The organism is Streptomyces sp. P9-A2 (assembly GCF_036634175.1).
GTDB classification, from domain to species: domain Bacteria; phylum Actinomycetota; class Actinomycetes; order Streptomycetales; family Streptomycetaceae; genus Streptomyces; species Streptomyces pratens.
Genome location: NZ_JAZIFX010000001.1, coordinates 3,501,538 through 3,516,326 on the forward strand (window position 1 = coordinate 3,501,538; position 14,789 = coordinate 3,516,326).

At 70.0% G+C, this 14,789-nt stretch carries 11 protein-coding genes and 2 pseudogenes; 9 read left to right on the forward strand and 4 right to left on the reverse strand.

The window, feature by feature from the left end; translation table 11 throughout:
* Positions 1-369: 369 nt before the first annotated feature.
* Positions 370-1,023: a TetR/AcrR family transcriptional regulator gene (locus V4Y04_RS15800; protein ID WP_443080025.1), complete on the reverse strand. Its 654-nt coding sequence runs from the start codon at positions 1,021-1,023 to the stop codon at positions 370-372.
* Here V4Y04_RS15800 and V4Y04_RS15805 point away from each other — a divergent pair.
* From V4Y04_RS15805 to V4Y04_RS15830, 6 genes and pseudogenes are all read left to right on the forward strand, one after another.
* Positions 973-1,629, forward strand: a pseudogene (locus V4Y04_RS15805) (TerD family protein); the annotation flags it as partial. The gene V4Y04_RS15800 and the pseudogene V4Y04_RS15805 sit on opposite strands and share 51 nt — an antisense overlap.
* 156 nt (positions 1,630-1,785) lie before the next feature.
* A pseudogene (locus V4Y04_RS15810) lies at positions 1,786-2,028 on the forward strand (Scr1 family TA system antitoxin-like transcriptional regulator); the annotation flags it as partial.
* An 8-nt stretch (positions 2,029-2,036) separates the two neighbouring features.
* On the forward strand, positions 2,037-2,237 hold the full coding sequence (locus tag V4Y04_RS15815; RefSeq protein WP_332428622.1) for a DUF397 domain-containing protein: 201 nt from the start codon (positions 2,037-2,039) through the stop codon (positions 2,235-2,237).
* 137 nt (positions 2,238-2,374) lie between these two features.
* Positions 2,375-3,202: an SAM-dependent methyltransferase gene (locus tag V4Y04_RS15820; RefSeq protein WP_332428623.1), complete on the forward strand. Its 828-nt coding sequence runs from the start codon at positions 2,375-2,377 to the stop codon at positions 3,200-3,202.
* A 198-nt stretch (positions 3,203-3,400) separates the two neighbouring features.
* The gene (locus tag V4Y04_RS15825) at positions 3,401-3,910 is read left to right on the forward strand and encodes a glutathione peroxidase (protein ID WP_332428625.1); all 510 of its coding nucleotides are present in this window, start codon (positions 3,401-3,403) and stop codon (positions 3,908-3,910) included.
* A gap of 139 nt (positions 3,911-4,049) precedes the next feature.
* Complete coding sequence (locus V4Y04_RS15830) at positions 4,050-4,901, forward strand: MerR family transcriptional regulator (protein ID WP_332428627.1); 852 nt, start codon at positions 4,050-4,052, stop codon at positions 4,899-4,901.
* Positions 4,902-5,213: 312 nt separating this feature from the next.
* On the opposite strand, the gene V4Y04_RS15835 is transcribed toward V4Y04_RS15830, so the two are convergent.
* The 3 genes from V4Y04_RS15835 to V4Y04_RS15845 form a co-directional block, all read right to left on the reverse strand.
* Positions 5,214-5,405, reverse strand: a complete 192-nt coding sequence (locus tag V4Y04_RS15835; protein ID WP_332428628.1) for a DUF397 domain-containing protein — start codon at positions 5,403-5,405, stop codon at positions 5,214-5,216.
* A gap of 251 nt (positions 5,406-5,656) precedes the next feature.
* Entirely contained in the window at positions 5,657-6,514 is an 858-nt protein-coding gene (locus tag V4Y04_RS15840) for a helix-turn-helix domain-containing protein (RefSeq protein WP_332428630.1), read from the reverse strand.
* Between the two features lie 320 nt (positions 6,515-6,834).
* On the reverse strand, positions 6,835-7,596 hold the full coding sequence (locus V4Y04_RS15845) for a GOLPH3/VPS74 family protein (protein ID WP_332428631.1): 762 nt from the start codon (positions 7,594-7,596) through the stop codon (positions 6,835-6,837).
* A gap of 243 nt (positions 7,597-7,839) precedes the next feature.
* On the opposite strand from V4Y04_RS15845, the gene V4Y04_RS15850 reads away from it, so the two are divergent.
* The 3 genes from V4Y04_RS15850 to V4Y04_RS15860 all read left to right on the forward strand — a co-directional run bounded on the left by V4Y04_RS15850 (position 7,840) and on the right by V4Y04_RS15860 (position 14,785).
* Entirely contained in the window at positions 7,840-10,575 is a 2,736-nt protein-coding gene (locus tag V4Y04_RS15850; protein ID WP_332428633.1) for a D-alanyl-D-alanine carboxypeptidase, read from the forward strand.
* A gap of 179 nt (positions 10,576-10,754) precedes the next feature.
* Entirely contained in the window at positions 10,755-12,674 is a 1,920-nt protein-coding gene (locus tag V4Y04_RS15855) for an MFS transporter (RefSeq protein WP_332428635.1), read from the forward strand.
* Between the two features lie 533 nt (positions 12,675-13,207).
* Positions 13,208-14,785: a sodium:solute symporter family protein gene (locus tag V4Y04_RS15860; RefSeq protein ID WP_332428637.1), complete on the forward strand. Its 1,578-nt coding sequence runs from the start codon at positions 13,208-13,210 to the stop codon at positions 14,783-14,785.
* Positions 14,786-14,789: the final 4 nt, after the last annotated feature.

The following is a 14,789-nucleotide window of genomic DNA, read 5'->3' on the forward strand; positions in this document are numbered from 1 at the left end:
CTCCCGGACGGGCGTGAGTGCCGGCCCGGCGGCTCGACGCACGGCTGGGAGTGAACTCGGCATCGACCACGGCCCTGGCCGACCGGCTGGAGCGCGGGAGGACGGGAGCGCGGGGGACTCGTACGCCGGGGCGGGAGGGCACCAGGGCCGTCGACGGGTGCTGCTGTCCGTGCAGGACGAGGCCGTCACTCCGCGCCGCTCGCGCCCATCCGGAGCCACGGAGCAGGCCGCTTCGCCATCGAGCCCCCCAGCCCGGGGCCCGATGGCTGCCGGGCCATGGCACGGGAGACATCTTTCCTGGTCATGGGTATCGGCGAGGTTGACGAGGTGGGCGTCATGGGAGTGGGCCGGCGCATCGGCTCGTGGGCGTCAGAACACCTCCTCGGCTTCGTCACGCAGCGCCGACAGCGCACGCCGCGCGGCCACCGTGTCCGGCAGCACGGCGACCAGCAGGGGGCCGCCCGCGGCCGGTTCCTCGATCAGTGTCCGGCGGATCCACTCCATGCCTTCCTTGAGCTCGGCGTACGCGTCCGCCGTCCCGCCGCTGCGGGTGAAGTCGCCGAGTGCCGACCGATGCATCGCGTCGATCAGCGCGGAGAGCGCCACCGGCAGGAACGCCGGACCGTCCGCGGGCAGCCGGTCCCGCAGATACGCCCGTGTCAGGGCGACATAGCGCTCGTTCTCGAGCACCTCACGCCTGCGCAACTCGGGCACGATCCGGGTCAGCCGGTAGCGCTGGAGCACCAGCTCGGGCCTGCTCAGGAAGTCGAGCATCACCACCTCGGTGGCCGCGATGACGACGTCCACCGGCGATCGGTTCCCGGTCGGCTTCACCAGGTGGCGCGCCAGCAGCTCCAGCCGCGCGGAGTGATCGGGGAAGGCCAGCTCGTCCTTGCCGTCGAAGTGCCGGAACACCGTACGCCGCGACACCTGCGACGCGTCCGCGACGGCCTCCACGGTGACGCTCTCGTACCCCTGGAACTGGTGGCGGGCTCCGAACTGGTCGACCTGCTGCACCGCCACGGGCTGCGCGGACGCCTCGGCAGCGGCGAACGCCCGTTGCCCGACCGGCGAACGGCACCGGACAGCGAGACCGGCGGCGACACCGACAGCGACACCGACGCAAACACGGACGCGGACGCGGACGACCACAACGTGTTGGGCATGTACTGGTCGGGCAGCGTCGCCCTGGACGTGTGCGCCCTCGTCTGCCACGGCAACCGGGTCCTGGACGACGACCACTTCGTCTTCTACAACAATCCCCGCACACCCGATGGCATGGTGCGCACGCTCGTCCCCGTCGCGCCGGACAGAGCCGCCGTCCAGGTCTCCTTCGACGCCCTGCCGGCACACGCCGACCGTCTCGTCGTCATCGCCGCAGTCGACCCTGTCGCCAACCCCGCGGCCGACCTGTCCGGCTTCACCGACGCCGGCATCCGACTGCTGGACTCCGAGGGCTCCCCACTCGGCCAACTACATGTCTCCGACGGCCGCCCGGACGAAACCGCCCTCGTACTGGGGTCCTTCCGCCGCCGCTCGAACGGTGACTGGGACTTCGTCACCGGAGGCAGGGGATACCGGGGCGGCTTGGAGGAACTGGTCCGGGATTACGGTGTCGACGTGGAATAGCTCCGCCGTCGAGCGGCCCCTGCCCGCACAGACCGTCAGCGCAGGCCGGGTGCCGCCCCGGCGGTCGCCTCCGCGGCGGACTACGTCGACGTGAAGTAACCCTCGGGAGGGTCATCTGTCCTCCAGCAAGCGCGGAAGGCCCGGGCCGGAGACCCTTCGGCCCGCGTGATCCCCTTCGAACCGGAGGAGTTCGCGGACATCACGGCCGACATGGTGTACCCGGGCGGAACCGTCCCGAGGTTGGACACTGTGCTGCGCGACGGCCCTCACGGCACCGTCTTCGTGGATTCCGAAGCACAACTCGGAGTGTTCCGAACACTTTTCCGTAGAGTGGAAGCAGTGTCACTCGATCCCGAGCGTTCGCATGACCTTGTTCACGGACTGACCAAGGAGTTGTGAGACGCCCGGTGATCACTCCCGACAGCTGGCGGAAGTCCTCCTACTCGGGCAGCGGCGACGGCAACGCCTGCGTGGAAATCGCGGAGGCGGACACCTGCACAGCCATCCGCGACTCGAAGGACCCGACTCGTGCCGTCCTCTCCGTCTCTGCTCCGGTGTTCGCCGCCTTCGTCGGCGGCCTGAAGGTCCAACCGGGGCCTCCGGTGTAGCAACAGGCGCTCTGCTACGCGGTGAAGTGGCTGGAACAGGTGCTTCGGTCGCTGGGTTTGACGTCAACCAGGGTGAGATCCGGTCACGTTCACCTACGTTGGCCCCACTGGTCACGCTCATCACAGGAGGCTCAGCCGTGTCGGAGGACACCACCCAGGACAGTGCCGGTTTCGAGACACGTGCCCGGATCGACACGACGAAGCCGCACTCGGCGCGGTTCTGGAACTACTTCGTCGGGGGCAAGGACAACTACGAGGTCGACCGGGAGATCGGGGACCAGATCAAGGACATCTTCCCCGGGCTGGTCGACGTGGCCCACACCAGCCGGCGGTTCCTGGGGCGGGCTGTCACGCACCTGGCCGGGCAGCAGGGGATACGGCAGTTCCTGGACGTCGGTACGGGGCTGCCGACCGCCGACAACACGCACCAGGTGGCGCAGCGCGTCGCTCCGGACGCGCGGATCGTGTACGTCGACAACGACCCGATCGTGCTGACCCACGCCAACGCCCTGCTGACCAGCACCCCCGAGGGCCGCACCGACTACCTGGACGCCGACCTCTACGACCCCGAGTCCGTCCTGCGGGCCGCCGCCGGGACGCTGGACCTGTCCCGGCCCGTCGCCCTGATGATCCTCAACACGCTCGGCCATGTCGCCGACTACGAGCAGGCACGTGAACTGGTGCGCCGGCTCATGGCGGGGCTCCCCTCGGGCAGCCACCTCGTGATCAGCGACAGTACGGCGACGAGCGAGGGCATGATCGCGGCCTCGAACGCGTACAACTCGAGCGGCGCCGTGCCGTACTACGTGCGCGAGGTCGAGGAGATCGCCGGGTTCTTCGACGGCCTCGCACTGGTGGAGCCCGGAGTCGTACGGGTCCCGGAGTGGCGGCCCGAGGCCGGCACGCCGGGCGAGGACGGCGAGAAGACCGTGGACGCCTACTGCGGAGTGGCACGCAAGGCGTAGGCAGACGGAAGGGAAGGGGAGCCGATGCACATCGGCTCCCCTTCGTCGTGGCCGCTCGGGGCCGTCCATGCGGTAGGTGCGGGCGGGCGGCCGCAGAGGTCGCCTGTCGAGGCCGGTCGCGGGAGCGTCGCGTTGTGTAGGCGTCGCGTATGCCACTCCTTGTTATGCCTTGTCACGTGCCGGAGCTAGCATCCGGGTATGACGACTGTAGAGACCAACGGTTCTTCTCCCCTCGATGTTGAGATCGGTGCCCTGAGCGGCGGTTCCGCCGGGCTGGCGCAGTATGCGGGCCAGGTCGTGCTCGTCGTGAACGTGGCCTCCAAGTGCGGGCTGACCCCGCAGTACGCCGGGCTGGAGCGCCTGCACGAGCAGTACGCGGCGAAGGGCTTCACGCTGCTCGGCGTGCCCTGCAACCAGTTCATGGGGCAGGAGCCGGGCACCTCGGAGGAGATCGCCGAGTTCTGCTCCGCGACGTACGGGGTGACCTTCCCGATGACCGAGAAGGTCGAGGTCAACGGGGAGGGCCGGCACCCGCTGTACGAGCGGCTGGTCGGCTTCGCCGACTCCGAGGGGCACAGCGGGGACATCCGCTGGAACTTCGAGAAGTTCCTGATCGGGCGGGACGGCAAGGTCGTCGCCCGTTTCTCGCCGCAGACCGAGCCGGAGGCGGCGGAGCTCGTGGCGGCGGTCGAGGGCGCGCTCGGCTAGCCGGACGGACCTTCCTCGAGTGGCGCTCCCTCGATCGCGGCGGTCCCGGGTCCGTCGAGGCGTTGACCTTGCCCCTGGGGCAGGGACGAGCGTTCGTGCCGTCGGGCGGAAGAGCTGCCCGACGGCGGAGGAGGGCGCGGTGGACGAGGAACTGCTCGGGATCGGCGCGTTCGCGGCGCGGGCGCGGTTGTCGGCCAAGGCGTTGCGGTTGTACGACCGGCTGGGGCTGCTGGCTCCGGCTCGGGTCGACGAGGCCACCGGGTACCGGTTCTACCGGTCGGGCCAGGTCGAGCGGGCCCGGACGGTGGCGCTGTTGCGGCAGCTGGACATGCCGCTCGCCCGGATCGCCGAGGTTCTCGACGCGGACGACGGTGCGGCCGCGGCCGACCGGCTCGCCGCCTACTGGGCGGACGTCGAGGCGCGGGTCGCCGGGCAGCGGACACTCGCCGCATTCCTTCGTGGACGACTCTCCGGGAGGAGTTCCGAGATGTACGGGAAGTTCGTGGTCGAGACGGTGGACGTGCCGCGGCAGGTGCTGGTCACCGAGACGCGGCACACGCTGGCGGACGAGTTGCCGGCGTGGATCGGGTCGGCGCTGGGGCGGCTGGAGGGGGCCGCGTCCGCGTGCGGGGGCGTGGCCGGGGTGCCTTTCGTCGCCTATCACTCCGAGGTGTCGATGGAGAGCGACGGTCCGGCCGAGGCGTGCGTGCCGGTCGCCGACGAGGCGGCGGCCCGGGCCTGGGCCGGGGCGCAGGGGCGGGCCCGGCAGACGGCGGTGCGGGTGGAGCCGGCCCAACGGCTGGCCCGCACCCGGATCACCAAGGCGCAGGTGGCTCATCCGCAGATCCTGGCCGCGTTCGAGGCTGTGGAGCAGTGGATGGCGGCCGAGGGGCTGACGGCCGCGGGGCCCTGCCGGGAGGTGTACTTCGCGGACTGGGACGCCGCGGGGGCCGAGGATCCGGTGTGCGACGTGGCGTTCCCGGTGCGGTGAGGCGGCACGGTGGGAGCTGCGCGATGAGGACTGCGCGGTGAGCACTGCGCAATAAGCACTGCGCGATGAGAGCGGCGCGGTAGCGAAGCCACCGAGGCCGCAGATGGGGGGCGTGGGTGTGGGCCGAGCCCTCTCGGCAAGGACGGCGATCTCGTCGAGAGGGCTCTTCGATCGTGCTGGGGAGGGGCGGGGCCGGGCTTGCGGTGGGTGCCGCCTACAGGTGGCCCGTCGTGGCGGGGCTGCCGGCGGCCCTCTGCCTGCCTCTGTTGTCCGCCCCCCTGGTTACCCGTCCCCCGTGCGGTTGTGGCCTTCTCAGGCCTTCACCGAGGCCACGAAAACGCTCCACGCGTCCGTGGGGAAGGCCAGTTTCGGACCCTCGGGGATCTTGGTGTCCCCGAGTTCCAGTGCTTCCTCGATGGTCGACCTGACCATCACGCACGCGCCGTTGTTGTTGGTGTAGGAGGACGTCGTCCACGTTTCCGTGGCGCCCAGACGAATTGCCATGTTCGCTCCGTAGCCAGTTGCCGAGTTGCTGTCACCGGGCTGCGCGTTCCAGCAGGGACCCGCAGAACGGATTGCGCCAACCTTCACTGACGGCTGGCGTGATCGACGCTACTCGCCACCTTCTTCCCTCGGAGCAGCCATTCACTCGACCGGGTGGCATATTCCAGGAGAGACCTCCAACGAGGCATGTCAGCGGTGTACAGTGCCGCCCCCTTTGCCTGCCGGAGAGCTGTGATCGTCCTCCCGGGACGTCAGCGCGCGTACTCCTTCGCGACCCGTTCGACCAGTTGGCGGGACTGCTCCACGTTCAGGGACTGGGCCCGCAGGTGCTCGTACATCACGGTGTACTTCTGCACGTCGTGCGGCTTCTCCAGGTACAGGTCGCTGGTCACGCCCTCGATGTACACGACGCTCGAATCGGCCGCGTCCGCGAACTCCAGGATGGAGTACTGGCCGTTGATGCCCGAGTGCGCGCCCACCTCGAACGGCAGCACCTGCACGGTGATGTGCGGCTGCTGCGACAGCTCCATGACGTGCTCGAGCTGTTCACGCATGACCTGCCGGCTCCCGACGACCCGGCGCAGCGACGCCTCGTCCAGGACCACCCACAGTCGCAGTGGGTCCGTCTCGGCGTCGATGCGGCTCTGCCGGCGCAGGCGCACCTCGACGCGCTTTTCGTTCTCCTGCTCCGACGCCTCCGGCGAACCGCCCCGGATGATGGCCTCCGCGTACGCCCCGGTCTGCAACAGGCCGGTGATGATCTGGGGTTCGTAGACCCTGAGTGACTCCGCGTCCGTCTCCAGGCCGATGTAGACGCTGTACGGGATGTCGCCGAAGGCGTGCCACCAGCCCTGCTGGCGCGAGTCCTTGGCCATCTGCATCAGCGAATCGACGATCCGCTGGTCCTCGACCTCGTAAACGCCGCAGAGGTCGCGGACGTCACGCTGGCTGATGCTGCGCCGGCCGTTCTCCAGCCGACTGATCTTCGACTGCGACACCAGCAGTCGTTCCGCCACCTCCTCCGCCGTCATGCCCTTGAGCTCACGGAGCCTGCGCAGCTCCTGGCCCAGCCGGCGTCGTCTGACGGTGGGATTGACATTGGACGCCACGGGACGTGCACCTCCGGCTGCGTGCCTCGTACTTACTCGTACTTGCCACTTTGCGTATCTGGTGTTGAGCAGACTGCCACCAAGGTGCTTCCCGCCGCTGGAGAACAGCGGATATCCAGCGGTTACACCCAAACTCCAGCAGCTCCCCACCCCTGTTCGTGGGGGGCGAGGGCGGCGGTGGCACAGAGCGGTGCGGAGTCCGTACGGTGACCGTTTTCCGGCACGCCGAGCGGGGCGGAGAGAATGCGCGCATTCTCTCCGCCCCGCTCGGACAGCGGCTCCCGTGACCGGGTCTGCGGTGCCGTGGCCCGTCAGTGGCCCTAATGGGCCACGGCGCGCGCCATGGATCCGTGGCTCGGTTGGGCCGGAACGCCACGGGCGGGCTCCGGTCCGCCCCTGCCGCCGGCGGTGGCGGCCTGACGGCCTCCTGCCGGGGCCGGGTTACGGCGTGGCTGGGCCGCCACACCGTTCTGCACGTCCATCACGGCATGCGCCACCAGGCCGCCCATCGGGTCGTGCCTGATCAGGTCCCGCAACCGGGAACGTGAGGAGCGACCCTCGTTCCCCGGGTACAGGTGCTTGCCCAGACCCACGGCATGCGCCAGCGCGGCGAGCGCCGCGGTCCGTGGGTCCGGTGGCACGCCGGTACGGATCGCGGAGTCCAGCCGGGCCCTGATCTCCCGGCTGATCTCGTTGTCCGTCGCCTGATAGCGAGTCGTCGGCAACACCCCGCACATCTGGCCGGCCACGGCATGCACCATGCCGCACCGCTCCAGATACGAGAGGTAGGTCTGGCGGAGCCCAAGACGCGGCCCGCCAATCCAGTTGACCGCCCGGACCGGAGCGCCGCGCCTTCGCAGCAACTCCAACGCGCAGTCCAATGTCGGATCTCCAGTCGGCCGTGGTACCACCACGGCGATACGATCCCCGTCTGGGGCTATCCGTCCGGCCAGCGCCAGCTCCACTAGCTGTGCTCCGGCCAGACCGAGGTCGAGCGACTGCGGCTGTGCGGTGGTACCCGTGGTCGGGTCCAACGCCAGCAGCAGAAGCTCTTCCGGAAGTGTTCTGCGGCTCCTGCCCATCCATGCCTCCCCGCGTGGATGAATGACAGGGTGACCCCTCTCACATTGGTCTGTCGAGAGCACGTGGCTGCTTTGTTAGGGAACCGATAGGTATGTCGTTCTCGTCTACCACCTGGGGGAAGTCCACGCACAGGACACTGGTAGATGGTTCGGGCAGCGCCGTGAAGCGCTGTCGTGGGTGGCGGAACGGTTTCACGGTTCGGTTGGCGCACGCGCGACGCGCGGCGCAAGGAGGAGGCATCGGTGGCGGGCGAGTCCCCCGACAGGTCGAAGCAGCGCGAGTCGTCGGCAGAACCGACGCCGGGGAGCGCGGGTCCGGTTCCCGAGGCCAGGAGCGGGGGAGGCGCCGCCGGCAAGCAGGACCCCCGACTGGCGGTGACCCAGGACACTTCGGCATCGTCGACGGCTTCGGCTTCGGCTTCGGCTTCGGCTTCGGCTTCGGCTTCGGCTTCAGCCACGTCATCGAAGGCCACGGCCTCCGCGAGCGATCGCGGGGGCGTGGACACGGCCACCCGGGTGCTGTCGGTGCGTGACGCGCAGACCGACGACGAGGAGGCCGAGGACTCCGCCGAGGCCGAGGCCGAGGCCGATTCCGCGGGCTCCGACTCCGCGGAATCGGAGCCCGCGGACCCGGACCCCGAGTCCGGATCCACGGACGGGACGACCGGCGGGCGTGACGATTCCGCTACGGACAGTGGCGATCAGCTGCATGCCGCCGTCACGGCGTGGGTACGGTCCGCCGAGGAGGTGGATCAGGACGAGGACGGCGAGGACTCCAAGGGCTCCAAGGGCGCCCAGGAGGCCGAGGAGGCCTCCGACGGCGCCGCGGGTACCGAGAGCGGCCCGGAGGACGGCAAGGACGGCAGCGCGAGCCGGGACGAGGGCTCCAGCGGGGCTTCCGAGGGCGGGTCGGCCGACGAGACCGGTACGACCGAGGAATCCGACGGGGCCGAGAAGTCCGACAAGGCCGGGAAGTCCGACGGAGCCGACAGGGAGGACGAACCCGGGAGCGCGCACGACACCGACGCCGACACCGACTCGGACGCCGAGGCCGCGACTGAAGCCGACGCCGAGCCGGAGGCCGACGCCGGCACAACCCCCGAGGACGACAGCGACAGCGGCGCCACGGACGCGAGCCCCGAGCCGCAGCCCGCGGGCGAGGACGAGGGCAAGGGCAAGGGCGCGAAGGCCACCGCCGAGCCGAGCGCGGACAAGGCCGACGGCACCGACGACGGTGAGGGCACCGGTGTCGCCGAGCCCTCCACCGATCAGCCCACCGCCGTCTTCAAGGCCCCGCGCCCCTCCGCGCCCGCCGTCGACCAGCCCACCACCATGCTCAAGCTGGGCGACGCGGCCAAGAACACGGACGAGGCGGACGGAACCGCCAAGGCCGACAAGGGCGAGAGGGTCGACGGCTCCGGTTCCAAGGCCGGGGGCAAGTCCGCCCCCGAGGCCGCACCCGAGGCCGCACCCGACGCGGACCCCAGGTCCGCCCCCGAGCGCGTCGGCACGTTCGTGCCGCTCAAGGACCCGGACGCTCCCGAGACCCGTAAGCCTTCGAAGCGTGTGGACTCCGCCACCACCTCGCTGCGGCTGCCGCCCTCGGCTCAGGCACGGCCCGCCGCACCCCCGGCCGAGGGCACCCGTGCCGTCCCGCAGGTCGGGCCGGAGCTGACGCGGCAGCAGCCGCTGCCGCCCAAGCCGCCACTGGACCTGCTGGCCGAGCTGACCAACACCCCGCCGCCGCCGGACACCCCGCTGCGCACGACCCTGCGGCGGGTCAAGGTCTGGACGCCGCTGGTCGCTCTCCTGGTGATCGTCTTCGCAGTCGTGCAGAACATGCGCGCGCTTCCCGCACCCACGCTCGAACTGACCGCCGAGGACACGTTCACCTTCGACGGCGGCAAGGTCGACATCCCGTGGCCGGCCTCCGGGCAGGCCGCGCTGGACGTCCAGGGCATCGGCACCTTCGGCTCCTCCGGTGAGCAGAAGCCCCTGCCGATCGCCAGTGTCGCCAAGGTCATGACCACGTATCTGATCCTGCGCGACCACCCGCTCAAGAGCGGCGCCGAGGGTCCGATGATCAAGATCGACGATGCCGCGGAGAAGCAGTCCGGCGCCAAGGACGAGTCGACCGTCCTCGTGACCTCCGGTGACGAGTTCTCGCAGCGGGAGGCCCTGGAGGCCGTGCTGATCGCGTCCGCGAACAACGTGGCGCGGCTGGTCGCCCGTTGGGACGCGGGGTCCGAGGAGGCGTTCGTCGAGAAGATGAACAAGGCCGCGAAGGACCTCGGCATGACGAACACGACGTACACGGACCCCTCGGGTCTGAACAACACCACGGTGAGTACGGCCGTGGACCAGGTGAAGCTGGGCAGGGCCGCGATGAAGCAGCCCGCCTTCCGCGAGATCGCCGCGATGATGTCGTACGACGACTACAAGGGTGAGAACCACTCCAACTGGAACCAGTTGGTGGGGAGCAACGGCGTCGTCGGCATCAAGACCGGCACCACCACCTCGGCGCTGGGCAACCTCACCTTCGCCGCGAAGAAGGACGTCGACGGCGAGGTCCGGACCATCGTCGGTGCCGTGGTGCGCCAGCCCGCGGGCGGCGCCGACAACTCGATCCTGGCCGGGGCGCTCTCCGCGGGCGACCGGCTGATCCGGGCGGCGCAGGATGCGCTGGAATCGACGACGGTACTGAAGAAGGGCACTGTCGTCGGATACGTGGACGACGGGCTGGGCGGCCGTACGCCCGTCGCCCTCACCGAGGACGTCAGGGCCGTCGGCTGGCCGGGGCTGAAGGTGAAGCTGACGTTCACCGGCGGGGAGCTGCCGCACCGGGCGAAGGCCGGTACGGAGGTGGGCTCGCTCACCGTGGGCGACGGCACGGACAGCGGCGCCGTCAAGGTCCCGGTCGCCCTCCAGGAGGACCTCGTGGAGCCGGGCTTCACGGACAAGTTGACGCGTCTGGGCTGACCGTCGGAGCACGGTGGGCAGCGCGCCCCGCCGACCGGTGCCCACCGCGGGCGACGGTCGGCGGGGCGCGTGCTAGCGTCACGAAACAGGCAGGTCGCCGGTGACCGCGCCGTTACCGTGAGCAGAAGACGCGCTACGACGACGCGCACACGAAGACGTCATACGGGGAGTGCCTTCAGGTGGCCACAGCGGAGCCGACACGCGCCGACGACGCCGAGCCGGGACCGGAGTCCGGCCCGCGAATACCCCTGCCGGGAGCGGACAGCCGGCCGCCGGGCGCGGGCACACCCGAAGCACCGTCCTCTCCCCTCGTCTCCTCAGCGGCCCCCGGCGCCTCGGCCCGCGACTCCCGCCCCAAGGCCGTCGTCCTCGCGGTGCGCGCCCGGATGCTGCGGCATCCGGTACTGTCCGTCACCGCGCTCGCCGGCGTCCTGCACATCGTCTGGTTCTTCACGTTCGCGAACAGTGGTGGCGACCTCGCGGCGCAGGACGCCTGGGCCGAGTTCGTCGGCCGGCACCCCGACTCCGCGTACAACATGGCCTGGTACGGCGGGATGCACGCGGTGTCGTACAGCGTGGTGTCGCCGTACCTGATGGCGGTGCTCGGCGTACGGACGACGATGATGCTCGCGGGGACGGTGTCGGCCGCGCTGCTGACGATGCTCCTCATCCGCAGTCGGGCTGTGCGCAATCCGCTGTGGGCCGCGCTCGCGGGGGTGTTCGGGCTGCTGGGCAACGCGGCGTCGGGTCGGGTGACGTTCGGGCTGGGCATGATGTTCGGGCTGGCCGCGGTCGCCGTCGTGTTCTGCTGGCCGTACCGCTGGCGCTACAAACGCTGGGCGAAGGCCCTGTGCGCGGCGCCGCTGGCGGCGCTGGCCACCATGTCCTCGCCGGTCGCGGGCCTGTTCGTGGGGCTGGTGGCGGTGGCGCTGTTCCTGCAGAAGCGCCGGCCGGGGGCGTGGGCGCTGGGGCTGGGCCCGACCGCGGTGGTGGTGGTGTCGGCCTGGATGTTCCCCTTCTCGGGCACCCAGCCGATGGGGTTCGGTTCGGTGGTCCTCCCGCTGGTGTTCTCGGTCCTGGTGTGCGCCCTGGTGCCCCGCGAGTGGATCACGGTCCGGATCACGGCCGCGGTGTACGGGCTGGGCATACTGCTGGTCTGGCTGGTGAGTTCGCAGATCGGTTCCAACATGACGCGGCTGTCGATGCTGTTCGCCGGGGTGGCACTGGTGGCCGCCCTGCCGTTCGCGGTGCCGAAGAGCCGCAAGTGGTACGCGATCGTCGTCGCGTTCGTCGCGTTCGTCGGGTGGATCGGCTTCAAGTCGGTCGACGACGTCGTGAACACGACGCCCGCCGCGTCCTGGGCGCGTGAGCTGGCGCCGCTGGTGAACGAACTCCAGGAGGTCGGCGCCGACAAGGGCCGGGTGGAGGTCGTCCCGGCGCGTTCGCACCGCGAGGCCTCGGCGCTCGCGCCGTACGTCAACCTGGCGCGGGGCTGGAACCGGCAGGCCGACATGGAGCGCAACCCGCTCTTCTACGACGACACCCTCAACTCGGCGAACTACCACGAGTGGCTCAAGCGCTGGGCCGTGCACTTCGTGGTGCTGCCGAAGGACACGCCGGACGGTGACGGCGGCGAGCGGGAGCGGGAACTGGTGCAGCGGGGGCTGCCGTACCTCCAGCAGATCTGGGGCGACGCCAACTGGCAGCTGTTCGCGGTGCGGGGCCCGTCCTCGCTGGCCGAGCCGAACGCGGTCGTGGAGCGGGCCAGCCAGAGCGAGATGACGATGCGGGTCGAGAAGGCGGGCCGGGTCGTCGTGCGCATCCCGTACTCGCCGTGGCTGAGCGTCGTCGACGCGGAGGGCAACAAGCTGGAGGGGCCTCGGGAGACGGAGGAGTCCAGGAACCGTTCCGACGACGGCGGGGCCTCGGACAACGGGCCGAAGACGTACGACAACCTCAACGGCTGCCTGATGGAGACCGAGGAGGACGAGAACGGCGACAAGTGGACGGTGCTGCTCGCGCCGGAGCCGGGCACCTACCGGCTGGCGGCGCCGTACGGCGTACCGCGGGGCACGCCGTGCCCGGAGGAGCTGCACTGACCGCGGCGGCCGACCCTTGTCACCGACCGCCGACCGCAACCGCCGAACGGACCTGAACGGCTGCCCGGCCGAACGGACCGACGCGGCGCCCCGGCCGTCTTGACCCTCCAGGCCGACCCAGCCGACCCGGCCGTCTTGACCGTCATGGCCGTCCCGGGCCTCGCGGCCCCGTGACCATCCCGCCCCTCGCGGCCTCATGACCCCCGCGGCTCTCGCGCCCCCCGCGGCCCTCCCGTCCCTGCGACCCCGCGCCCCTCGTGCCCCCATGACCCTCGTGACTCCCCGTGACCCCCGCGACCCCCGCGGCCCTCCGCTAAGTGTTCAACTTCCTGAACGTCGGTCACCAGCATGAACATTTTTGCGTGCTCTTGACTCTCCGCTTTCTTGTCGTGCCCACGCCTGCGCGCTCACGATGAGCGGGCACTTCGCACCCTGCCGCAGGCGCACCTCGGACCCACCGCACACTTACCCCGCTCGGGCGAAGTGCCAACCAGATGAGCGGAGTTCACAAGGCGGACCCCGGAAGGGGGGACATGAACAGTCTCGACTGGGCGGTGCTCATCGGCTACTTCGCGGTGATGATCGCCATCGGTGTCTGGTCGCACAAGCGGGTGGACAACGTCAGCGACTTCTTCACGGCCGGCGGCAAGATGCCCTGGTGGCTCTCCGGCATCTCCCACCACATGTCGGGTTACAGCGCGGTGATGTTCACCGGCTACGCCGGCATCGCGTACACCTACGGTGTGACGTCCTTCGTCACCTGGTCCTTCCCCATCGCCCTCGGCATCGCCATCGGGTCGAAACTGTTCGCCCCGCGGATCAACCGGCTGCGCTCCCGGCTCCATGTGGCGTCCCCGCTGGAGTACCTCAAGAACCGCTACGACCTGAAGACCCAACAGGCGCTGGCCTGGTCCGGCATGCTGCTGAAGATCGTGGACGTGGCCGCGAAATGGGCGGCGATCGCCACCCTGCTGGCGGTGTTCACCGGCGTCTCGCTCAACGAGGGCATCCTCATCACCGGCGTGGTCACGGCGATCTACTGCACCATCGGCGGCCTGTGGGCGGACGCGCTGACGGAGTTGGGGCAGTTCGTCATCCAGCTCCTGGCCGGTATCGCCATGTTCATCGCGGTGGTGTCCGAACTCGGAGACCACGGCGGCTTCTTCGGCGTGTGGGACGAGCCCGAGCTCCAGGGACACGCGGAGCCGCTGGTCGGGCCGTACGGCACGGTCTTCCTGCTGGCGTTCCTCTTCATCAAGCTGTTCGAGTACAACGGCGGCATGCTCAACCAGGCCCAGCGGTACATGGCCACGGCCACGCCCCGCGAGGCGGAGCGCTCGGCACGGCTCTCGGCGGCGCTGTGGCTGGTCTGGCCGCTGGTGCTGTTCTTCCCGATGTGGATGTCGCCGCTGCTCGTGGAGTCCCAGAAGGCGGACGGTTCCGACTCGTACGCCCTGATGACCGAACAACTGCTGCCGCACGGCCTGTTGGGACTGGTCATCGTGGGTTTCTTCTCCCACACGATGGCGATGTGCTCCTCGGACGCCAACGCCATCGCGGCCGTGTTCACCCGGGACGTCGCCCCGGTGCTGTCCGCGAGGGCACGGCGGTGGAACGACCGGTCGGGGCTGGTCGCGGCCCGGGTGACGACCGTGGTCTTCCTCGGCCTGTCCATGGCGGTGGCGACACAGGTCGACTCACCGACGTTCAAGGACATCATCACCGTGGTCATCAAGTGGGTGGCCGGTCTGATGGGCCCGATCGCCATTCCGATGATGCTGGGTCTGCTGCGTCCGTTCCGCCGCTCGGGCCCGACCGCGGCGCTCTCCAGCTGGTTCATGGGCCTGCTGGCCTTCTGGCTGGTGAACTACCCGATCAACTGGGCCGTCGAGGGGGGTGTGCCCCTGGAGTACCAGGTCTCGATCCCGCTCGCCGTCTCACTGATCCTGTACGTCCTGATCGGCTACGCGAAACCGGAGGACACTCCGGAGCGCATGGCGGTCATCGAACGCATCAACACCGACGGCGACGACGGCTCCGCCGCGGCGGCGGTACCGGCCCCGGCGAAGGCCCCGGACGTGGCATCCACCCGGACACCGGACAATCCCTGACCCC